Origin of the sequence: Granulicatella elegans ATCC 700633 (assembly GCF_000162475.2) — a bacterium.
Lineage (GTDB): Bacteria > Bacillota > Bacilli > Lactobacillales > Aerococcaceae > Granulicatella > Granulicatella elegans.
On sequence record NZ_KI391971.1, the window covers coordinates 767,613 to 788,600 of the forward strand.

Sequence of the window (20,988 nt, forward strand, 5' to 3'; positions counted from 1 at the left end):
AGAAAAGCAAAATAGACGACTTCGGTCGTCTATTTTTTATAATATTCTTCAATTTGTAAAAAGATTTGTAGTAATTTTTCTTGTAAGTTTTTCGATTTTTGTGGATCCAATGTATTGTTATGAAGATAGAGTGAATAAGGTATTTCTATTTGAATCGCTTCTATATTTGCTTGTTTAGATACTTCATGAATAATATTTCCACCTTTAAAAGGCTTATCTAGCTGAGTTGATAAAGCTGCTTTTTCAAAACAATTTAAAATATAATTTAACGATTCTTTTGATATTGTTGAATGTCCTTTAGTACTAATAATAATTTTATTTGTATGAAAGTATTGATCATCATAGCTATGTAAATCTAGTAAACAAACGATTGAATTATTTTGTTTCTTTACAGTTATTTGTTTGAATATTGCATCGTAATAAGGAGTATAATATTCCTTTATCCATTGTTGTTGAATGGATTTTGAAGGATATTGTTTAAATAAAGGACTTCCAAATTCGTCATATTTGGGAATGATTGGAAATGTAGCATTTTTAGAACTATATTTTGAACGATTAACATCTACAACATATCTAGATAAATTTGAAGTAATTGTTGTAAATGGAAAATCTTTTATGAATAAATCTAATTGCCAATCGGTATGAATTCTTTTTGCTTGCTGATTGATTCGATTTTGAATCGATTCAGGAATTTCAGTACCTGAATGAGGAATTGAAATAAGCAAGGGAGAACAATTTGTAGCATGAGAAATTGTTAAATAAACGTTCATAAAATACCTCCTTTTCATTATTGTAGTATAGTTTTTATCATAATGAAAGTTTCTGTTGAAATAGATACTGTATTTAGTATAATGTTGTAAAGGAGTGAGTGAGATGAACCAACGTGAAATTGATGAATTGCATGAATATTTAAAGGAATTTACCTCAGAAGTGTTAGCTTGTGCATCAAGTTTTAGAGAAAAGAATACAATATATGCCTCATTTACGTATTATCCAGAATTTCAACATAAATTTTTATTATCGTATCGTAATGAAAATGATACAGTAGAATATGTAGACGATAATGGTAATGTTATTTCTGAAGATGAATTAGAATACAAAACAACGGAAATTTCAATGACTTATGGTGAAATGGTTGATATCGTATTGAGTCAATTATTAGAATTTCGCAAAAAATATTATCAAAAGCAAGTTAAAACAAGTTCATTTATTTTATAATTGTTGTCTATAAAAAGTACAATTTATAAAAGTAGAATTTATTTTTCAAGTATTGACAGTTATTATACATATTGTTATAATAACTTTTGTACTGTTCTAGTAGCTCAGCAGGATAGAGCATTCGCCTTCTAAGCGAACGGTCGGGGGTTCGAATCCCTCCTAGAACGCTAGATTCGAGAACGTTGAGTAATCAACGTTCTTTTTTTCTATAAAATTAGAAGAGTTTGAAGAAAGCATCAACCGTTTTTTATTAAAATGTGTTATAATGGTAACAACTAATGACAAAATGGAGGGATAATGAATGAGTGAACCAGTTGTTGGATATATTCATTCTACAGAAAGTTTTGGTTCTGTTGATGGACCTGGGGTTCGATTTGTAACATTTATGCAAGGATGTCGTATGCGTTGCGAGTTTTGCCATAATCCAGATACATGGAATATTGGCGGAGGGAAAAAAATTACAAGTCAAGAATTATTGGAAGAAGCTTTACGTTATCGTGCCTTTTGGGGTAAAAAAGGTGGCGTAACAGTCAGTGGAGGAGAACCTTTACTACAAGTTGATTTTTTAATTGATTTCTTTAAACGTTGTAAAGCAATGGGAATCCATACTACATTAGATAGCTGTGGAATGCCATTCACGTATGATGAACCATTCTTTAGTAAATTTGAGGAATTATTAGAATATACAGATTTAATTTTATTAGATATTAAACATATTGATGATGAACAACATAAAAAATTAACAGCTTGGACTAATAAAAATATTTTACAATTAGCAGAATATTTATCAGAGAAAGGTCAACCTGTTTGGATTCGTCACGTATTAGTTCCAGAACGTTCAGATTATGACGAGTATTTAGAACGTTTAAGCGAATTTGTTGCTGGATTAAAAAATGTATTAAAATTTGAAGTTTTACCATATCATCGTTTAGGTGTTTATAAATGGAAAAATTTAGGTATTCCATATAAATTAGAACATATTGAGCCACCAACAAAAGAACGTGTTGCAAATGCAAACCGTATTTTAAGAACACAAGAATACAAAGGGTATTTAGAAGTTTAGTTTGGTTTTCTAAACATTGTGTGGTAAAATAGTCATTATAAAATTTATAAAAGTGAGGATTAAAGATGAGTAAATTATTAGTTTTTGGACACCAAAATCCAGATACAGATGCGATTACATCAGCAATTTCGTATGCTTATTTATTAAAACAATTAGGTGAAGAAGCAGAAGCAGTTGCATTAGGAGAACCTAATGAAGAAACTCAATATGCATTAAATTATTTTAATCGAACAGCTCCACGTGTCGTATCTTCAGTTAGTGAAGAAACAGATAGAGTAGCATTAGTAGACCATAATGAAGTTCAACAAAGTGCTTCTGATGTTGAAAAAGTTGAAGTACAATATGTTGTAGATCACCATCGAATTGCGAATTTCCAAACTGCAAATCCTCTATTCTATCGTTGTGAACCAGTAGGATGTACAAATACAATTTTATTTAAAATGTATAAAGAATATGGAATTGAAATTCCAAAAGAAATTGCAGGTTTAATGGTTTCAGCAATTGTTTCTGATACATTATTATTTAAATCACCAACATGTACACAACAAGATATCGAAGCTGCAACTGAATTAGCTCGTATTGCAGAAATTGATGTAAATTCTTATGGATTAGAAATGTTAAAAGCAGGTACAAATTTATCTACTAAATCTGAAGCTGAGTTAATTGATTTAGATGCAAAATCATTCCCAATGGGCTCATACAATATGCGTATTGCTCAAGTGAATGTTGTAGATGAACAAGAACTATTAGCTCGTAGAGAAGCATTAGAATTTAGTATGAAAGAAGCAAACGCAACTCATGGCTATGATACATTCTTATTAGTTGTAACAAATATTTTAACAAGTGTTTCTACTGGCTTAGTTGTCGGAGAAGCATTAGAAACTGTTGCAAAAGCATTTAATACAGAGTATGAAAATGGTCTATTGATTTTACCAGGTGTTGTATCTCGTAAAAAACAAGTGGTACCACCTTTAACAGTTGCATTCGAAAACTAGAATGAATTGATGTTGAATCCGAACTATTGATATTATGTTCGGATTATTTTATTTTTAAATTGAAATAATAAAGGATGAAGAGCAGTGAAAAATTTATTTGACTATTTAAAAAATTTATTGCCTTCTGGTTCAAAAAAAGAATGGGATATAGCTCAAGTAACATTATTTGTAGAAAATATTCATAGCATGAAAAGGTTTTATACACAAGTTCTTGGGTTAACCATTTTACAAGACTTTGAAACAGAAGTTTTGTTAGGATTACCTCAAGGAAGTATTCCAATGATTCGTCTAATGACAGCTGAAAATACTGGAACACGTAAGACTAATTTAACGTATTATTTAGGGTTTGAAATTCCAAAGAAACAATTATTGGGAGATTTGAGTAATCATTTTCTACTAGAAGAACAAATGATTATGGCAACTTGTGATGATGGGTATAGTGAAGGATTTTATATTATGGATCCCGAACAAAATCGTTTGAAATTTTATTGTGTAAAAAAAGATTTATTACTAGAAGATGTGAATCATGAAATGCAATATTTAGAAGGTAACGAAGTGACGATTCCTATCCAAGAATTTATCCAATTAGGAGATACGGGAGTCCATGGTTTACCTGCTAAAACACGATTAAATCAAGTACATTATATTGTGAATGATATTCAAAAAACATCGGATTTTTTAACAAAGAATTTTCAATTTAAAACAACTTATGATTATGTTGCAGAACGTATTAATTTTCAAATCAATGAACATTATTATTCCATTGCAGTGAATGAGTGGCAGGTAATTGATGCTACTCATACAATGTATGGGGTAAGAGAAATTATGTTTTTTGTTCCAGAAATCAAAGTCATAGAAGCTATTGTAGAACGTTTAGAAGAAATTGAATGGCCTTATTTATATCAAGACTCTGAATTAAAAGTATTAACGCCTGATCATATTCGTTATCACTTTAAAGTGGGGGAACGATTATGAGTTTATTAAATCCCGCAATGTATCGTAAATATCGTAAAAATCCTAAAGTTCGTCATTTAGTTAGTCTATTAACTATTATTTTGTCTGGTTTTTTACAAGCATTTACTCTAAAAGTATTTATTCAACCTTCAAATTTACTTTCTAGTGGATTTTTAGGGGTATCTATTTTAATTCATCAAATTGCTGAATTATTTGGGTTGGATATTTCAATTTCTTTAATGATGTTAGTATTAAATATTCCTGTAGCTATTATTTGTTATCGAGGAATTAGCCCTAGATTTACATTTTATTCAATATTACAAGTATTTTTTGGAAGTTTCTTTATTCGAATATTGAATTTTGAGCCAATTTTTGATGATGTATTATTAAATGTAATTTTTGGTGGAGTATTAAATGGAATTTATATTTCGATTGCGTTAAAAGGAAATGCTTCAACAGGGGGAACTGACTTTGTTGCGTTGTACTTCTCAAATAGAAATGGAAAAACAATTTGGCAAGAAGTATTTTTCTTTAATACATTATTATTATTAATATTTGGTGCTATTTTTGGTTGGAAATATGCTGGTTATTCTATTATTTTCCAATTTATTTCTACAAAAGTTATTAGTACTTTCCATCAACGGTATCATCGTGTAACTTTACAAATTACGACACGTTATGGTGAGGAAGTTATGCAAGCTTATTTAAAAAATATTCGCCACGGAATTTCTTGTGTAGAAGCTATTGGTGGATTTAGTCATGAAAAAATGTATTTATTACATACGGTGTTGTCTTCTTATGAATTGATTGATGCCATTTCTGTATTAAAGGAAGCAGATCCTCGTGTTATTATTAATCAATTCGCAACGGAAAACTTTTATGGAAGATTTCATCGAGAGCCAGAGTAAGAGAAAGGAGAAGTCTATATGAAAAAATATATTAATCAAGATACACTCACTTCAATACTAATGGTAACTATTGGTTCCTTTATTTTTTCGTTTACGATTAATGCTGTCGTGATTCCCAACCAATTTGGGAGTGGTGGAGTAACAGGAATTACATTGTTGCTATATTATATTTTGGGCATTAATCCAGGGACTTCTAACTTAGTTATTAATATTGTTTTATTATTAATTGGGTATCAATTTTTAGAGAGAAGAACAATGTTTTATACCATTTATGCTGTAATTTTAATGTCTGTCTTTCTAGATATTACTAGAGGTATGTATCAATTTATTCCACATAATACATTGTTAGCCGCTATTGGTGGTGGTGTTGTAGGTGGTGCAGCTTTAGGTCTTGTAATGCTAGGAAATGGAACTACTGCCGGTACAGATATTATTGCCATGATGTTGAAAAAGTATTTAGGTTGGAATGTATCTGTTTCATTATTATTGTTAGATATTATTGTTGTAAGTCCATTATCGATTATTTCAGATTTAGAAAAAGTAATTATTACATTAATTTATTTATTTACAGCTAGTAGAATGATTAACCTTGTTTTAGAAGGATTTAACTCTAAGAAATCATTTATGATTATTTCTAAGAAATATGAAGAGATTGGAAGTCAAATTCAAGAAAAAATTGGTCGTGGAACAACGATTCTAGACGGTCATGGTTTTTATTCTCGCGAAGAACGAAAAGTATTATTTGTAGCAGTAAACCGTCTACAAGTGATGACTTTACAAAGGATTATTCATGATGTAGATCCTAAAGCTTTTATCATTATTACCGAAGTAACACATGTTATCGGTGAAGGATTTACCTATCAACCAAAATCATAAATTTGATACACTTCCATTTTGGAGGTGTATTTTTTTGAAAAAAATCTTGACTATAACCTAACGTCATACCTTATACTGTAATTGTTAGGAGGGATAAAGATGTATTTCATTAAACAAGTGAGTGAACTTAGTGGTGTATCGGTGCGCACTTTACATCATTATGACAATATAGGTTTACTTTCACCACAAAAAGACGAAAATGGTTATCGATATTATAGTGAGGAAGACTTATCTTATCTACAAACGATTCTTTATTATAAATATTTAGGATTTTCTCTAAAAGAAATTCAGTCACTTTTGCAACAGAAGGAAGAGGACTTATTACCACACTTACAAAAACAATTAATGTTAATGCAAAATGAAAAGGAAAAACTTCTAACATTAATTGATACATTAGAAAAGACAATTCTGTCTACAGAAAGGAAAATTAGGATGTCATCAGAAGAAAAATTTAAAGGATTTAGTGTTTCAGATAATAAAAAATATAAAAATGAAGCCATAAAAAAATATGGTGAAGAAGTGATTAATGAAGCTGAAGAAAAGCAACAAGGAAAAGAGGACATTGTAGCTGAAGGATTCAATCGCATTTTCTTTGCTTATGCAGATAATATTCAAAAAGGAATTCCAGCAACTGATGAAGTAAACGTAACTCTTGCAAAAGAATTACATCAGCATATGTGTCAATATGCATTTGATTGTTCGATTGATGTATTTTCAAGTATTGGGCTTGGATATGCTAAAAATGATGAGTTCAGAACGAACCTAGATAAATATGGAGAAGGTGTTGGGCAATATGCATGTGATGCTATTCAACAATATGTAGCAGAAGTGAGAGGTTAGTTGAAAAAGAAAAAAGGAGTCGTAAGACTCCTTTTTTTTATGTTAAATAGATTGGATAAGTAATTAGTTTAGCGTCTAGTTCAACTTCTTCAAATGAATAAAATTCACCATCAGTCTGCATCAAAATTGGCTGTTCAATTTTGATAGAAGCTGTAGTAGCAGTTTGTTTGATTAAATGTTTAGGAAAACGTTCAAAATGTTGTTTATTCCATAAAATAAATGGAAATGCTTTTAGTATAGTTGGAGTAGTAACATCTCTAGCAACTACTACTTCAAAGTTATGTGAATTTTGTTTAGCAGTTGGAACAAAACGAATTCCACCCCCAAAATAAGAGTGATTGAATAGTCCAACCAATAAATTTTTATCTGAAACTTGAACAGGTTCGTTATTAATTTGAATGGAAGCTTGAAATTCTTTATGATTTTTAAAAGCATTGATAATAGGTGTTAAATAAGATAATTTATTTAAGCCTAGTTTACTTTTTTGTTTTTTAGATTTTAATGTATTTAGCTGGCAAATTGCAGCATCAATTCCAAAACCTAGAGAGTTTAGTGCAATACCACAAGTATGAGATAATTTTTCATTGTAGGAAATTAGTTCTAGTGTTGATATCATTTCATTATTTAATCGTTCTATAAAGGTTGGAATGTCATGTGTAAAATTCATTTCTCTTGAAAAATCATTGCCTGTTCCTGCCGGTAAATAACTGATTGGAATAGATTTTTGAAATTTAATAAAAGTGGCAATTGCTTCATTTAATGTTCCATCTCCACCAATAATAATGATACGATGATTAGCATTAAGAGCTGGTAATATTTTTTTTATAATTTGATACACTTCACCAGCATAATGAGTTAAATGACTCGAATAAGATAGAGAATGATCGTTGAAATATTGAATTAGTAAATTAAATTGTTTCATTCCCATTCCAGCACCAGAATGAGGGTTTGCGATAATGATGTACTCCATAAAAGACTCCCTAATTTTTATTAAACTATATTATAACAAATCTACAATATAAATGAAATGGAGAATTTTAAATTTATGATTTATAATAGAACTGAGGTGATAAGAATGTCCAATAATTTTTTTGAAGCGGTATTAAATCCTACATGGAAAACATTATCAAATGAAATGAAAACTCTAGTCATTCAAAATGTTGTAAGGCATTTTGTAAATCCAATATTAGAAGTTACAGAAATTAGTCCTGTTAGTTATCAATTTGGAGGATTTAAAATAGATACATTTGAAATAACTATTGACGGAGTAGAGTATGTTTTTGTCCCAGGTCAGAAGAAGTGTATTTTAGGATGGGATAATGGATTATCTGGTTTGTCAGGTCTAGATTGTAGTGAAGAGCGTCAAGAATTAAGATATGAAATAAAACGTTATTGTAATCAACACTTAACAAGTACACTTTTGACTGAAATAGGTTTTTTAAATCAGGATTTTTCACATATTCGATTATCGACAGATTATATTGATGAAAAAATTAATGCTTCAACGTCTCCATTAAGGGAAGTTGATATTCCAGCATTATTAGTTGAAAAGAAACCAAAGTTTGTTGGATTAAAATACATTGGAGAATATAATGTCGTTTCAGGTCAATTATCCAATCATGATTATCAATCTGATGAAAGGCTTCAATTGATTCAACAAATATTACACCCTGAAGGTCAAGATCATCACTTTCTACAAGATTATCCAACTGTAGGAAGAAAATCTTCTTTATTGATTCAACAAAATCCATTAAATCCTGATGTGTTTGATTGTTATGTAGATGATGCTGTTTCTTATTCAGATTTGAAACGAGATATTGAGCGTAATGGTATGGGATTACTAAAAGAAGATGAATGGGAATATTGTTGTGGTGGAAGTTGTCGTCGTTTATTCAAATGGGGAAATCAGTTAAAACGTCAGTTATTCAAAAAAAATATTTCTCCATTATGGAAAGAAAATATGTTTGGATTATTTATTGCAAATGCTGAATTTGGTCCGGAATTAATTGATGATGAATATTATACTAAAGGTGGTTGGTTAGAGGAGACTCACAAGGCACCGATTATTAATTTATTACCTTTATCGTCGTATTATCGTGGCGAGGGGATTGAGGATCAGGAGAAGGATTTAATACCTGGATATTACTGTGTAAGAAGAGTTATACGTATCGATTTGAAGTGAAATGGCATCGAAAAGACTATTCATAGTAGCAAAGGACGCAAGCAAACCTACGGTTTCATTGCTAAAATTTGAGCCAAGGTCTCAAATTTTCCTGCACAATAAGCCATATTTGTCTTATTGTGTTAATGCTACTATGAAATAGTCTTTTCTCTTTTTGAAGAGTTATAATGTATAGACGTTAAAAATATAAAATTTTATTGTACATAGGACGGTAGCAGCTTCGTATAAGCCATTTTTGGCTCATGTTGTTTCAGCTACTATGAATTTTCTATTATTTTTTATGTGATAATTAGAGGACGTATAAAAACATAAGACTAGTTTATAATAGCTAAGGACGCAAGCAAACCTTGCGGTTTCATTGTTTTGTTAATGCTGCTTTGAATTAGTCTTTTATTTTTTTGTCAAAAAGTCAAAAAAAGTCAAAGAAAATGTTTGACCTTTATTGACTAATGAGTTATAATATAAACATCAAAGAGATTTGATAGCAAGAAATGGAAGAAAAAGAATGGGGGAAGCAAGATGAATATTGAAAAAATGACAACAATGATGCAACAATCACTTGCTCAGGCACAAGAAATTGCGCAAAATAGAAAACATCAAGAAATCGATGTCTCACATTTGTGGAAAGTATTTTTAACGCCAAATCATTTTGTGAGAAATCTATATGAAGATGTCCATGTTCCAATTTCAGAATTAGAAAAGTTTGTGGATGAAAAAATTGATCAATTACCAGTCGTAGAAGGAAGCCAAGTCCAATATGGTCAAAGCTTAAGTCAATCTTTATACCAAATACTAACAAAAGCTGATGAAATTCGACAACAATTTCAAGATGAATATTTAGCAACTGAAGTGATTGTATTAGCTTTAATGGAAAGTAATCATCCAATTAAAGAATTTTTATTGAAACATCAAGTAACAAAACAAGTATTACAAGAAAGAATTGAAAAATTGAGAGGAGGAAGTCGTGTGACTAGTCAAAATCAAGAAAATCAATATGAAGCATTAAAACAATATGCACAAAATTTAAATGAAGCAGTAAAATCTGGAAAACAAGATCCAGTTATTGGACGTGATGAAGAAATTCGTGATGTCATTCGTATTTTATCTAGAAAAACAAAAAATAATCCTGTATTAATTGGAGAACCTGGGGTAGGTAAAACAGCTATCGTAGAAGGTCTTGCACAAAGAATTGTGCGTAAAGATGTTCCTGAAAATTTAAAGGATAAAGTGATTTACTCATTAGATATGGGAGCTTTAATTGCGGGGGCAAAATTCCGTGGAGAATTTGAAGAACGTCTAAAAGCAGTGTTATCAGAAGTGACAAAATCAGAAGGGCAAATCATTTTATTTATTGATGAGATTCATACAATTGTTGGAGCTGGTAAAACAGAAGGGTCTATGGATGCCGGTAACTTACTAAAACCAATGTTAGCTCGTGGAGAATTACACTGTATTGGAGCAACAACATTAGATGAATATCGTGAAAATATGGAAAAAGATAAAGCTTTAGAAAGACGTTTCCAAAAAGTATTAGTTCATGAACCAACTGTAGAAGATACAATTTCTATTTTACGTGGATTAAAAGAACGTTTTGAAATTCACCATAGTGTTAATATTCATGATAATGCTTTAGTAGCGGCAGCAACTTTATCAAATCGTTATATTACAGATCGATATTTACCAGATAAAGCGATTGATTTAGTCGATGAGGCATGTGCAACGATACGTGTAGAAATGAATTCAATGCCAACACAATTAGATGCTGTCATTCGTCGTTTAATGCAATTAGAAATTGAAGAACAAGCATTAAAAATGGAAAAAGATGAAGCAAGTAAAAAACGCTTATCGATTCTTCAAGAAGAATTAGCAACATTACGTGAAGAAGCAAATAGCTTGAAAATGAAATGGGAAATTGAAAAAGAAGAAGTGAATAAAATTCGTGATAAACGTGAAGAAATTGATCGCTTAAAACATGAATTAGAAGAAGCTGAAGCTGAATATAATTTAGAAAAGGCTGCTGAACTTCGTCATGGTCGTATTCCTAAATTAGAAAAAGAAATTCAAGAATTAGAAGCTCAAGCAAAACTTCATGCTCAAGAAGATAATCGATTAGTGCAAGAAGCTGTAACAGATGAAGAAATCGCTCGTGTTGTTGGTAGATTAACAGGTATTCCAGTGACTAAATTAGTAGAAGGAGAAAGAGAAAAACTTCTTCAATTAGAAGATACTTTACATGAACGTGTGATTGGGCAAGATGAAGCTGTTCAAAAAGTGGCAGATGCAGTCTTACGTTCTCGTGCAGGCTTACAAAATCCAAATAGACCAATTGGTAGCTTCTTATTCTTAGGACCAACTGGTGTTGGTAAAACAGAATTAGCGAAAACATTGGCAGAAAACTTATTTGATAGTCAAGACCATATGGTCAGAATTGATATGAGTGAATATATGGAGAAATTCTCTGTGAGTCGTTTAGTTGGAGCACCTCCAGGATATGTTGGTTATGAAGAAGGCGGTCAATTAACAGAAGCAGTTCGTCGTAATCCATATACGATTGTTTTATTAGATGAAATCGAAAAAGCACATCCAGATGTCTTTAATATTTTATTACAAGTATTAGATGATGGTCGTCTAACAGATTCAAAAGGTAGAGTTGTTGACTTTAAAAATACGGTCTTTATTATGACAAGTAATATCGGTTCTCAATTCTTATTAGAAATTGAAGGGGAGACAATTGATGCTGAAACGAGACAAGCAGTGGAAAGTGTCTTGAAGGCTACATTTAAACCTGAATTTTTAAACCGTATTGATGAAACAATTTTCTTTACACCATTATCAAAAACTCATATTCATGGCATCATTGATAAGATGTTGAAAGATTTGAATCTTCGTTTACAAGAGCAAGAGATTCAATTAGAGTTCACGGATGAATTGAAAGATTGGATTTCTGAAAATGCTTATAATCCAGTTTATGGTGCTAGACCAATTGCTCGTTATATTCAACGTGAAATTGAAACACCATTAGCAAAAGAATTAATTCGTTCAAGTATTTTACCAGGAAATACTGTACAATGTGATGTAGTAGCAGACCACGTTACGTTTCATGTAGTAGAGGAATTAAAATAAAAAAGAAAAACTTTTCTATGTAGTTAGGACGCCAGCAGACCTGCGGTCTCATGGCTAAACTTTGAGCCTAGGTCTCAAAGTTTCCTGTACTATAAGCCACAGTCGTGTGGCTTATAGTACTACTACATTGAAAAGTTTTCTTTTTGTATTTATTCACTAACCGGTTTACGTTTACGCACTCCCCAGAATTGGAAGTAGTCGGTACGAATTGCACCATTGTATAGTTTACGTTTCTTAGTGGCTTGTTTTCCATAATGTTCTTCAAAACTTAAATCACTCGTTAAAATATACTTACTCCAAGTTTCTAATGGTTCATACGTTTGTCCCATTTGACGGTAAATATTTTGAGCTTGTTCTTCAGATAATAAACGATCACCATATGGTGGATTAGCGACTAATACACCATTTTCTTTTTTCGTACGGAAATCTTTTAATTGCATTTGTTTAAATTCAATATGCTCGCTAACGCCAGCTTTAATTGCATTTTGTTTTGCAATCTCAATCATAGAACCATCAATATCAGCTCCAAGAATGTCTAATGTTACATCTGTACGAATTTCTTTTCTTGCTTCTTGACGAACAGTGTCAAATGCTTTTGGATCAAAGAATGTCCATTTTTCAGCTGCAAAGGAACGATTTAATCCAGGTGCAATGTTTAATCCAATTAAAGCAGCTTCGATTGGAATGGTACCTGAACCACAACATGGATCGTAAAATGGTTTATCAGGGAACCAATTCGTTAACATGACAAGAGCAGCAGCCATATTTTCTTTTAATGGTGCGCCACCTTTTTCAGTACGGTAGCCACGTTTAAATAAACTTGTTCCACTTGTATCAATCGTTAATGTTACGACATCTTTAAGGATAGAAACTTCGATAGGATAGAGTGCTCCTGTTTCTGGTAAATGTGTTCTACGTGCATATGCTGCACTTAAACGATTAACAATTGCTTTTTTTACAATAGATTGGCAGTTAGGAACACTATGTAACGTTGATTTAACAGATTTTCCTGATACGGGAAATTCTGCATCAACTGGTAAAATTTGTTCCCAAGGGAGTGCTTTTGTTTGTTCAAATAAAGCATCAAAAGTTTTAGCGGTAAATTGACCAAAAACAATTTTAATACGATCTGCTGTACGTAAATAAATATTCGTTTTTGCAATATCATAATCATTTCCAGTAAAATAAGCTTTTCCATTTTCTACTTGGCAATCATATCCAAGAGTTCTTAATTCTTTTCCAACAAGTGCTTCAATGCCAGCTGCAGCAGTGGCGACTAATTTATAAGTTGTCATAATGATTTCCTTTCTATGAAAGTTTTGTTTTTCAAAAAAAATACCGGGAGACCCCGGTAAATAACCTGAATGCAAACTTCTATAAGCCATGTTCTGTTCCATCAATTAGCAGGTTCTAATTGATTTCAGTAATCATCTGTCTACACAAATGTGCCTCTTATTTCGTTCATTTCCTAATAAAGAGTGCCCCTACCATATGTTTGGGTTGCTCGCTCGAGGGGTTTACCGCGTTCCACCATTTCCGTTTCCAGAAATGCTTCGTCACTGTGGCACTTTCAAGAATACTTTGGCATAGAAATCCTTAGCCATTTTTTCTGCCGTCAACAAATTGTTGCCTTAGCTTATTGTTTCGCTAAGCACGAACACTACAGACATCTCAGTCTGTGCGAGCATGGACTTTCCTCAGTAGTGCAATCACTACCGCGATTACTCAAAGTTTACAAGTTTTATTAATCTTTAATTGGGGTAATGACACGAGTTTTGTCTAAATCGTCCTCGTTATCGTCTTCTAATTTTTCATCAAAGACATGTTTTTCTAAATTTGCTAAACGTTTTAAAATATCAAAGTTTGTAACTCCAGCAGAAGGAATGCTAGCTGAGCGAGTTCCTTTTGTGACAGTTGCTTGTTTTGATAATTCGTCAACTTTATTTACTAAACGTTCATTTTCACTTTGTAAAAAGCTAATTTCTTTTTGGAATGTATCATAATCACGAATAATTAAATCTAAAAATGCATCTACTTCTTCAATGTCAAATCCTCTAAATGAGCGTTTAAATTGTTTATTTAAAATATCTTTTGTTGATAAATGTCTTGCCATGGTTTCATTACTCCTTAATATCTATAATCAATCATCTTTTTTGTTAGGATGCTTGCTACTCGATGCAAAAATGTCTTTTGCAAGCAGTGAAAAATCTTTTGTTTTTCTATCTTCAATATCATACTAAAAAATCAGAAAAATTACAAATATGTTACATTAAATTTTTAGGCAATTTTTATTTTCTTTGTTATAATGTCTTGTGAACAATGATAAATGATTAAAGGAGAGTCAATAAATGGATTGGTTAGAAGTTACAGTAGTAACTCATACAGAAAGTGTAGAGGCAGTTAGTGAAATTTTTATGGAAATTGGAGCAAAAGGAGTTTCGATTGAAGATCCTCTCGATTATGATCAATTAAACCAAGAACAATTAGAATGGCTTTCAGTAGAAAGAAAGTCTTTATATGAAACAGATGAAGTTTTTGTTAAAGCTTATTTTCAACCAAATCAATGGAATGATGGAATGACAGAAACAGTTACGAATAGAGTTCAAGAACTAAAATCTTTCGGATTAACAATTGGTAAGGGAATTGTGACATTACAAACAGTAGGAGAAGCAGACTGGGCAGAAGCTTGGAAAAAATATTATTTCCCAGTTCGTGTCACAAGATATTTAACTGTTGTGCCTAGTTGGTTAGAGTATCAAAAACAACAAGAAGATGAGCTCTTAATTCGATTAGATCCAGGTTTAGCATTCGGAACAGGTACACATCCAACGACTCAATTATCACTAGCAGCTTTAGAACAATATGTTCGTGGTGGAGAGAGTGTATTAGATGTTGGAACAGGATCTGGTGTGTTAAGTATTGCTGCTAAACTATTAGGTGCAAGTACAGTCACAGCTTTTGATATTGATGAAATGGCAACAAGAGTTTCAAAAGAAAACATTTCATTAAACCCAGAAGTTGGTGAAATTGCTGTTTATGAAAATAATTTATTACAAGGTATTCAACAACCTTCTGATTTCATTGTAGCGAATATTTTAGCTGAGATATTATTAATGATGCCAGTTGATGCCTATCATAATTTAAATGAAAATGGTGTTTTAATTTTATCAGGAATTATTCAGTCAAAAGCAGAGGAAGTACGTTCTGCTTATGAAAATGCAGGATTTACTTTAAAACAACAACTCACAATGGGTGAATGGAATACATTTGTTATGACAAAAGTGAAAGACTAGGTGAAAGAGGATGCAACGTTATTTTATTAATCAAGTCGTTCAATCAGTCGGAGAAAAGATTTCCGTTCTAAAAGATCAAGAGCATCATATGCTAAAAGTGATGCGTATGAATATCGAGGAAAGTTGTGAAGTTGTAGATGAAAATGAACAATTGTATATCGCAAAAATTACTCAACTATCTCCATTCGAGTTAAGAATAGAAGAACATAAAGAACAACAGGTGGAATTACCGATTGATGTTACAATTTTTGTAGGACTTTCTAAAGGAGATAAATTAGAAACCATTGTCCAAAAAGCAACGGAATTAGGCGTTCACACGATTGTACCAGTAGAAATGAAACGGAATATGGTGAAATGGACAAAGGATAAATCTCAAAAGAAAATAGAAAGATTACAAAAAATTGCTCAAGAAGCTGCAGAACAATCCCATCGACTACATGTTCCAAAAGTGTTAGATTTAATGACTTTAAAGGAAAGTGTAGTTTTAGCAAAACAATCGACAAAAGCATTAGTTGCATTTGAAGAAGTTGCTAAAGAAGGAGAAGCGGCAGTATTTGTTCAAACGTTGACTTCCTTACAAAAAGGAGATTCGATTGCCTTTTATTTTGGTCCAGAAGGTGGATTCGATCTACAAGAAATTGAGTATTTAAATAGCCAGGAAGTACATTCTTGTGCCTTAGGTCCAAGAATTTTAAGAGCTGAAACAGCACCCATGTATGCACTTGCTGCAGTGTCCTATCATTTCGAGCTTTTAAAAGGTTAGAAATAGTTGACGGAAGGCTAAGAAAGAGATAGGATAAGTATTATCTAAAGTTAAGAAAGCAGTAACAAATAATAGTTTAATACGGTTACTGTCATGAATTAAGGGGAAAAACGTATATGTCAAAAAATAAAAATTATACGGCTGAAGATGTGATTTCACTCTGTCGTGAATATATGAATGAAAAGAGTATTCAGTTCATTGAAAAAGCCCTTGAATATGCGACCTTCGCTCATAAAGATCAAGTAAGAAAATCTGGAGAAGCATATATTGTTCACCCAATTCAAGTAGCTGGAATTTTAGCAGAATTGCGATTAGATCCAGATACAATTGCAACTGGATTTTTGCACGATGTTGTTGAAGATACAGGATTTACGATTGAAGACATTGAATATGTATTTGGCAAAGATGTTGCATTTTTAGTAGATGGTGTTACAAAATTAGGAAAAATTAAATATAAATCTCATGAAGAACAACAAGCAGAAAATCATCGTAAAATGTTATTAGCAATGGCGAATGATTTAAGAGTTATTATGGTAAAACTGGCTGACCGTTTACATAATTTAAGAACTCTAAAATTCCATAAACCAGAAAAACAACGCATGATTGCGAATGAAACATTAGAGATTTATGCTCCTTTAGCACATCGACTAGGGATGAATAAAATTAAGTGGGAATTAGAGGATACATCATTAAGATATTTAAACCCACAACAATATTATCGTATTGTTCAATTAATGGATTCAAAACGTGATGAACGTGAAGCATATATCCATGAAACAGTGGTGAATATCGAAGAAGCTACAAAAGAATTAGAAATCGAAGCTGAAATATATGGTAGACCAAAACATATTTATTCAATTTATCGAAAAATGAAAGATAAAAAGAAAGATTTTAATGAAATCTATGATTTATTAGCGATTCGTGTTTTAGTGAATAGTATTCGTGATTGTTATGCAGTTGTTGGGGCAATCCATACAAAATGGAAACCAATGCCTCGTCGTTTCAAAGATTATATTGCAATGCCGAAGGCAAATATGTATCAATCCATTCATACGACAGTTATTGGACCAGGAGGTAAACCGGTAGAAATTCAAATTCGTACATTTGAAATGCATGCTGTTGCAGAATACGGTGTTGCTGCTCACTGGGCGTATAAAGAAGGAAATACTCAAAAAGTATCGGCTGATCCACTTCAAAAACAATTAGATTGGTTTAAAGATTTAATTGAATTACAAGATGATTCAAAAGATGCGAATGACTTTATGAATAGTGTGAAGGAAGATATTTTTGGTGATAAAGTATATGTCTTTACTCCAAAAGGAGATGTTTCTGAGTTACCATTAGGTTCAGGGCCGTTAGATTTTGCCTACAATATTCATACGGAAGTTGGAAATAAAACAGTTGGTGCAAAAGTTAATAATAAAATTGTACCATTAAATTATCAGTTAAAAACAGGAGATATTGTAGAAGTATTAACTTCTGCTAATTCATTTGGTCCATCAAGAGACTGGATTAATTTAGTCTTTACGACTCGTGCGAAAAATAAAATTCGTCGATTCTTTAAATTACAAAATCGTGAAGAAAGTATTCTTCGTGGACGTGATTTACTAGAAAAACAAATTGTTGATTTAGAGTTTTCTCCAAAAGACTTTTTATCAAAAACTCAATTAAAAGAAATTTCTGGTCGATTTAATTTTGCCAATGAAGATGATTTATTTGCAGCGATTGGATTTGGAGAAGTTTCTGTTCAAACAGTTGCGAATCGATTAACGGATAAAGCTCGTCGAGAAATTGAAAAGCAAAAAATGCAAGAAGAAGCTTTTGAACAAACGACTGAAAAAATTCAACGAAAAGATACTCAAAAGATGAGTATTAAACATGAAAATGGCGTCATTATTGAAGGGGTTAATAACTTATTAATTCGCTTAAGTCGTTGTTGTAATCCAGTACCGGGGGATGAAATTGTTGGATATATTACAAAGGGGCGTGGCATTTCTGTCCATCGTAAGGACTGTCCGAATGTGAAAGTTCAACAAGATCAACAAACTCGTCTTATTGATGTGGATTGGGAAGATACGGGTAATTCTAAGCAACAATATGATACAGAATTAGTTGTTGAAGGATACAATCGTAATGGTTTATTGAATGAGGTATTAAATGTCATCAATAGTATTACGAAGTCTTTAAATTCTGTGAATGGTAAAGTGGATTCTAATAAGATGGCTACAATTACGGTCAATATTGGAATTCATAATACGGAACAATTAGAATTTATTGTGAAGAAAATTAATCAAATTCCTGATGTTTATAGTGTTCGTCGTGTAATTTCATAATCGGATGCGAGAAAGAGGGAAGAGTTATGAGAGTTGTTTTACAGCGTGTTGCTCATGCTAGTGTTACGGTTGATGGGGAAATCATTGGAAAGATTCAACGTGGTTTTCTTTTATTAGTGGGTGTAACGCATGATGATGCGATGGATGATATGGAATATCTTGTTCGTAAGATTGTTCAGATGAGAATTTTTGAAGATGAAGAGGGGAAATTGAATCGTAGTATTCAAGATATTGGCGGTGAGATTTTATCGGTTTCGCAGTTTACTTTATATGCGGATACGAAGAAGGGGAATCGTCCTTCGTTTTCAAAGGCTGCTCCTGGGGATGTTGCGCTTAAGATGTTTGAGCAGTTTAATGGTTTGTTAAGAGATACTGGGATTCCTGTTGAAACGGGGCAGTTTGGTGCGGATATGAAGGTAGAGTTACTAAATGACGGACCAGTGACAATCCTGTTGGATTCAAAAAACCGTTAATGGGGCGTAATAGAAAAAGAGAACTGGAAAGAATTTCTTGTTGTAGTAGCAATGGACGGTAGCAGACTCGCAAAAACACGAGTCTCATGCCTAAAAATTGAGCCTAAGGTCTCAATTTTTCCAGTAATAGAAGCCAACTTGGCTTCTATTACCTGTGCTACTACGGGAAATTTTTCCAGTTCTCTTTTTCTATACTTTTTTAGTGTCACTAACATATAAGGTGTTGAAGACTTTTATTGTCGTTGGTTTTCTAGGTCTGTGCGGACTACTAAGACGTCACAGCTAGCGTTTCGGATGACGTATTCTGATACTGAACCGATAAATAATCGTTCGACTGCGTTTAGTCCTGTTGCGCCCATCATAATTAAATCAATTTGATAATCCTTTGGAATATTTTTTGAAATATAAACTTTTGGAGAACCATATTCTAAAACAAAATCGATGTCATTAAAATCATGTTCTTGGGCATATTGACGATATTCTTGGAATAAGTTTTCTGTTTGTCTTTGAATTTCTTCATTAAAGTTTCCTTCGAAACCAGTAGGAGTTTGAAGGACACGTGTATCAATAATATGGGCAATTAACACTTGAGCACGATTTCTTTTAGCGACTTCAATTGCTTTTTCAAAAGCTAATCTAGCTTCATTTGATCCATCTACCGGAACTAGAATTTTTGAATATTCATGGAACATAACAATCACTCCTTCATCTTTATATCTTTATTATACCACTATGAAATAGTTTTAAAAGGGGTTTCATAAAGATAAAATCCGTTTATAAAAGAAAAAACCACTCAAAGAGTGGTCCAAAGTAAAAACTTTATTGATAGATTTCCGGTGATGCCGTTTGATGTATTTGATAGTTTTGAACCCGCATTCTAAGCAGGTGGGCTTCTATGAGTTACTTCTTAACTTCCAAGTGCAATGGCTTGTTATCCATAACAACAATCTGAATCCCTAAAAAGTCATTAATTGTTCGGTCAACACTTAGTAAATACCGCGCACATCTCAGATTTCTATGTCACTATAGTAGCACTCCTTATATAAAAAATCAATACTTATATTGATAGCGTTTACTTATAATTAAAGCGCAAATATTTTTTTAAGCAGATAAGTTGAAAATGATTTCAAATATGATATGATAAAGGAAAATTTAATAAAACCAAAACATTTGGGGTGCCAATTGGCTGAGATTATACCCATTGAACCTGATCTGGATAGTACCAGCGAAGGGAAATGTGGAATGTTACGATAGTAATGTTTTCTAATGATTTGTTTTCTCGATATATAATGATATTATTTTTTATGATGTATTTATGTCGGAACTCAAAGATTTAGTTTCCATTGCTTCTGTTAATAATGTTAGTGAATGTGCCTCCTTTTGTTTTGAAAACGAAGGGAGTTTTTTTTATGGAAAAATGGAGTTTGAAAGATGTCATTTTAATGGCATTATTAGCGTTTCTTTTTGGGGGCGTATTTATGGGAGCAGGATTTTTGTATGTTGCATTAGAAGTGGCATTAACGTCTGGAGGGTATCAGCCTTTTGCGAATGAAATTTTATTTGGATTATGGACGATGGCTGCTCCGATGATTGGAGTACTGTTGAAGAAGAAAGGAAGTTCGACTCTTGGAGAAATGTTAGCTGCGTTAGCAGAAATGTTAATGGGTTCTCATTTTGGAGTTGGAGTTTTAGTTTCTGGTTTTGTTCAAGGTTTAGGTACTGAAGCAGGATTTTTTGCAACGGGTTATAAGAGATATGATACTTTCTCTCTTACATTAGGTGCGATTGGTACAGTTGTCTTTAGCTTTATTTATGAGTATTTCAAATTAGGATATGGCGCTTATTCTTTAGGATTTTTAGTTGCATTAATCGTTGTTCGTTTTATTTCTGTTTTTGTTTTTGGTGTAGTATTTGTAAAAATTGTAATGAACTTATTGGAAAAAGTAAAAGCTACAAGAGGAAATTAA

At 32.0% G+C, this 20,988-nt stretch carries 19 protein-coding genes, 1 tRNA gene, 2 other RNA genes and 1 riboswitch; of the genes, 15 read left to right on the forward strand and 7 right to left on the reverse strand.

Translation table 11 applies throughout. The annotated features are described in order from the left end of the window. Positions 1-29: 29 nt before the first annotated feature. Entirely contained in the window at positions 30-770 is a 741-nt protein-coding gene (locus HMPREF0446_RS03615) for an N-formylglutamate amidohydrolase (protein WP_020991337.1), read from the reverse strand. A 103-nt stretch (positions 771-873) separates the two neighbouring features. Between HMPREF0446_RS03615 and HMPREF0446_RS03620 the strand changes: the two genes are divergently transcribed. The 8 genes from HMPREF0446_RS03620 to HMPREF0446_RS03655 all read left to right on the forward strand — a co-directional run bounded on the left by HMPREF0446_RS03620 (position 874) and on the right by HMPREF0446_RS03655 (position 6,854). Next, the gene (locus HMPREF0446_RS03620) at positions 874-1,218 is read left to right on the forward strand and encodes a hypothetical protein (RefSeq protein WP_006702765.1); all 345 of its coding nucleotides are present in this window, start codon (positions 874-876) and stop codon (positions 1,216-1,218) included. A gap of 93 nt (positions 1,219-1,311) precedes the next feature. After that, positions 1,312-1,385: transfer RNA gene (locus HMPREF0446_RS03625), tRNA-Arg, on the forward strand. Between the two features lie 134 nt (positions 1,386-1,519). Then, positions 1,520-2,281, forward strand: a complete 762-nt coding sequence (gene pflA, locus HMPREF0446_RS03630; RefSeq protein WP_006702764.1) for a pyruvate formate-lyase-activating protein — start codon at positions 1,520-1,522, stop codon at positions 2,279-2,281. Positions 2,282-2,346: 65 nt separating this feature from the next. Further along, the gene (locus HMPREF0446_RS03635; RefSeq protein ID WP_006702763.1) at positions 2,347-3,276 is read left to right on the forward strand and encodes a manganese-dependent inorganic pyrophosphatase; all 930 of its coding nucleotides are present in this window, start codon (positions 2,347-2,349) and stop codon (positions 3,274-3,276) included. 84 nt (positions 3,277-3,360) lie between these two features. Beyond that, complete coding sequence (locus HMPREF0446_RS03640) at positions 3,361-4,251, forward strand: VOC family protein (RefSeq protein ID WP_006702762.1); 891 nt, start codon at positions 3,361-3,363, stop codon at positions 4,249-4,251. Further along, positions 4,248-5,138: a YitT family protein gene (locus HMPREF0446_RS03645; RefSeq protein WP_020991338.1), complete on the forward strand. Its 891-nt coding sequence runs from the start codon at positions 4,248-4,250 to the stop codon at positions 5,136-5,138. The genes HMPREF0446_RS03640 and HMPREF0446_RS03645 overlap by 4 nt, the downstream gene beginning before the upstream one ends. An 18-nt stretch (positions 5,139-5,156) precedes the next feature. Continuing rightward, positions 5,157-6,014: a YitT family protein gene (locus HMPREF0446_RS03650; RefSeq protein ID WP_006702760.1), complete on the forward strand. Its 858-nt coding sequence runs from the start codon at positions 5,157-5,159 to the stop codon at positions 6,012-6,014. Between the two features lie 99 nt (positions 6,015-6,113). Then, positions 6,114-6,854 (forward strand): MerR family transcriptional regulator, encoded by a 741-nt coding sequence (locus HMPREF0446_RS03655; protein ID WP_006702759.1) that lies wholly within the window; start codon positions 6,114-6,116, stop codon positions 6,852-6,854. 37 nt (positions 6,855-6,891) lie between these two features. Here the strand turns inward: HMPREF0446_RS03655 and HMPREF0446_RS03660 are convergent, their stop codons facing one another. Further along, a complete protein-coding gene (locus tag HMPREF0446_RS03660; RefSeq protein WP_006702758.1) occupies positions 6,892-7,824 on the reverse strand; it encodes a diacylglycerol/lipid kinase family protein in 933 nt (310 codons plus the stop codon). Between the two features lie 105 nt (positions 7,825-7,929). Between HMPREF0446_RS03660 and HMPREF0446_RS03665 the strand changes: the two genes are divergently transcribed. Next, complete coding sequence (locus HMPREF0446_RS03665; protein ID WP_006702757.1) at positions 7,930-9,036, forward strand: formylglycine-generating enzyme family protein; 1,107 nt, start codon at positions 7,930-7,932, stop codon at positions 9,034-9,036. A 519-nt stretch (positions 9,037-9,555) separates the two neighbouring features. Continuing rightward, complete coding sequence (gene clpB / locus HMPREF0446_RS03670) at positions 9,556-12,159, forward strand: ATP-dependent chaperone ClpB (protein ID WP_006702756.1); 2,604 nt, start codon at positions 9,556-9,558, stop codon at positions 12,157-12,159. Positions 12,160-12,308: 149 nt separating this feature from the next. Here the strand turns inward: clpB and HMPREF0446_RS03675 are convergent, their stop codons facing one another. From HMPREF0446_RS03675 to gpsB, 3 genes are all read right to left on the reverse strand, one after another. After that, positions 12,309-13,454, reverse strand: a complete 1,146-nt coding sequence (locus tag HMPREF0446_RS03675; protein WP_006702755.1) for a THUMP domain-containing class I SAM-dependent RNA methyltransferase — start codon at positions 13,452-13,454, stop codon at positions 12,309-12,311. A 77-nt stretch (positions 13,455-13,531) separates the two neighbouring features. Then, positions 13,532-13,892, reverse strand: an RNA gene (gene rnpB, locus HMPREF0446_RS08305) — RNase P RNA component class B. A gap of 11 nt (positions 13,893-13,903) precedes the next feature. Further along, complete coding sequence (gpsB, locus tag HMPREF0446_RS03680; protein ID WP_006702754.1) at positions 13,904-14,272, reverse strand: cell division regulator GpsB; 369 nt, start codon at positions 14,270-14,272, stop codon at positions 13,904-13,906. Positions 14,273-14,507: 235 nt separating this feature from the next. Here gpsB and prmA point away from each other — a divergent pair, with 235 nt between their 5' ends. The 4 genes from prmA (at position 14,508) to dtd (ending at position 19,021) form a co-directional block, all read left to right on the forward strand. Continuing rightward, positions 14,508-15,452 carry a 50S ribosomal protein L11 methyltransferase gene (gene prmA, locus HMPREF0446_RS03685; protein ID WP_006702753.1) on the forward strand — a complete coding sequence of 315 codons (945 nt, stop codon included), beginning with the start codon at positions 14,508-14,510 and terminating at the stop codon, positions 15,450-15,452. Between the two features lie 10 nt (positions 15,453-15,462). Further along, complete coding sequence (locus tag HMPREF0446_RS03690; RefSeq protein WP_006702752.1) at positions 15,463-16,215, forward strand: 16S rRNA (uracil(1498)-N(3))-methyltransferase; 753 nt, start codon at positions 15,463-15,465, stop codon at positions 16,213-16,215. A 116-nt stretch (positions 16,216-16,331) separates the two neighbouring features. Continuing rightward, positions 16,332-18,548, forward strand: coding sequence for a RelA/SpoT family protein (locus tag HMPREF0446_RS03695; protein ID WP_006702751.1), 2,217 nt, complete (start codon positions 16,332-16,334; stop codon positions 18,546-18,548). Between the two features lie 26 nt (positions 18,549-18,574). Then, positions 18,575-19,021: a D-aminoacyl-tRNA deacylase gene (gene dtd, locus HMPREF0446_RS03700; protein WP_006702750.1), complete on the forward strand. Its 447-nt coding sequence runs from the start codon at positions 18,575-18,577 to the stop codon at positions 19,019-19,021. Between the two features lie 233 nt (positions 19,022-19,254). On the opposite strand, the gene HMPREF0446_RS03705 is transcribed toward dtd, so the two are convergent. Both HMPREF0446_RS03705 and ssrS read right to left on the reverse strand, forming a co-directional pair. Next, positions 19,255-19,713 (reverse strand): universal stress protein, encoded by a 459-nt coding sequence (locus HMPREF0446_RS03705; RefSeq protein ID WP_006702749.1) that lies wholly within the window; start codon positions 19,711-19,713, stop codon positions 19,255-19,257. A 134-nt stretch (positions 19,714-19,847) separates the two neighbouring features. Continuing rightward, a non-coding RNA gene (gene ssrS, locus HMPREF0446_RS08310) (6S RNA) lies at positions 19,848-20,038 on the reverse strand. A 144-nt stretch (positions 20,039-20,182) separates the two neighbouring features. Beyond that, a riboswitch (TPP riboswitch) is annotated at positions 20,183-20,272 on the forward strand. Positions 20,273-20,430: 158 nt separating this feature from the next. Here ssrS and HMPREF0446_RS03710 point away from each other — a divergent pair. Next, a complete protein-coding gene (locus tag HMPREF0446_RS03710) occupies positions 20,431-20,988 on the forward strand; it encodes an ECF transporter S component (protein ID WP_006702748.1) in 558 nt (185 codons plus the stop codon).

Coding starts and splice junctions, on each gene's coding strand:
- dtd (WP_006702750.1), top strand. CDS start 18,575: ATGAGAGTTGTTTTACAGCGTGTTGCTCATGCTAGTGTTACGGTTGAT.
- HMPREF0446_RS03620 (WP_006702765.1), top strand. CDS start 874: ATGAACCAACGTGAAATTGATGAATTGCATGAATATTTAAAGGAATTT.
- clpB (WP_006702756.1), top strand. CDS start 9,556: ATGAATATTGAAAAAATGACAACAATGATGCAACAATCACTTGCTCAG.
- HMPREF0446_RS03665 (WP_006702757.1), top strand. CDS start 7,930: ATGTCCAATAATTTTTTTGAAGCGGTATTAAATCCTACATGGAAAACA.
- HMPREF0446_RS03690 (WP_006702752.1), top strand. CDS start 15,463: ATGCAACGTTATTTTATTAATCAAGTCGTTCAATCAGTCGGAGAAAAG.
- HMPREF0446_RS03635 (WP_006702763.1), top strand. CDS start 2,347: ATGAGTAAATTATTAGTTTTTGGACACCAAAATCCAGATACAGATGCG.
- HMPREF0446_RS03645 (WP_020991338.1), top strand. CDS start 4,248: ATGAGTTTATTAAATCCCGCAATGTATCGTAAATATCGTAAAAATCCT.
- HMPREF0446_RS03695 (WP_006702751.1), top strand. CDS start 16,332: ATGTCAAAAAATAAAAATTATACGGCTGAAGATGTGATTTCACTCTGT.
- HMPREF0446_RS03655 (WP_006702759.1), top strand. CDS start 6,114: ATGTATTTCATTAAACAAGTGAGTGAACTTAGTGGTGTATCGGTGCGC.
- pflA (WP_006702764.1), top strand. CDS start 1,520: ATGAGTGAACCAGTTGTTGGATATATTCATTCTACAGAAAGTTTTGGT.
- HMPREF0446_RS03650 (WP_006702760.1), top strand. CDS start 5,157: ATGAAAAAATATATTAATCAAGATACACTCACTTCAATACTAATGGTA.
- HMPREF0446_RS03660 (WP_006702758.1), bottom strand. CDS start 7,824: ATGGAGTACATCATTATCGCAAACCCTCATTCTGGTGCTGGAATGGGA.
- HMPREF0446_RS03615 (WP_020991337.1), bottom strand. CDS start 770: ATGAACGTTTATTTAACAATTTCTCATGCTACAAATTGTTCTCCCTTG.
- gpsB (WP_006702754.1), bottom strand. CDS start 14,272: ATGGCAAGACATTTATCAACAAAAGATATTTTAAATAAACAATTTAAA.
- prmA (WP_006702753.1), top strand. CDS start 14,508: ATGGATTGGTTAGAAGTTACAGTAGTAACTCATACAGAAAGTGTAGAG.
- HMPREF0446_RS03675 (WP_006702755.1), bottom strand. CDS start 13,454: ATGACAACTTATAAATTAGTCGCCACTGCTGCAGCTGGCATTGAAGCA.
- HMPREF0446_RS03705 (WP_006702749.1), bottom strand. CDS start 19,713: ATGTTCCATGAATATTCAAAAATTCTAGTTCCGGTAGATGGATCAAAT.
- HMPREF0446_RS03710 (WP_006702748.1), top strand. CDS start 20,431: ATGGAAAAATGGAGTTTGAAAGATGTCATTTTAATGGCATTATTAGCG.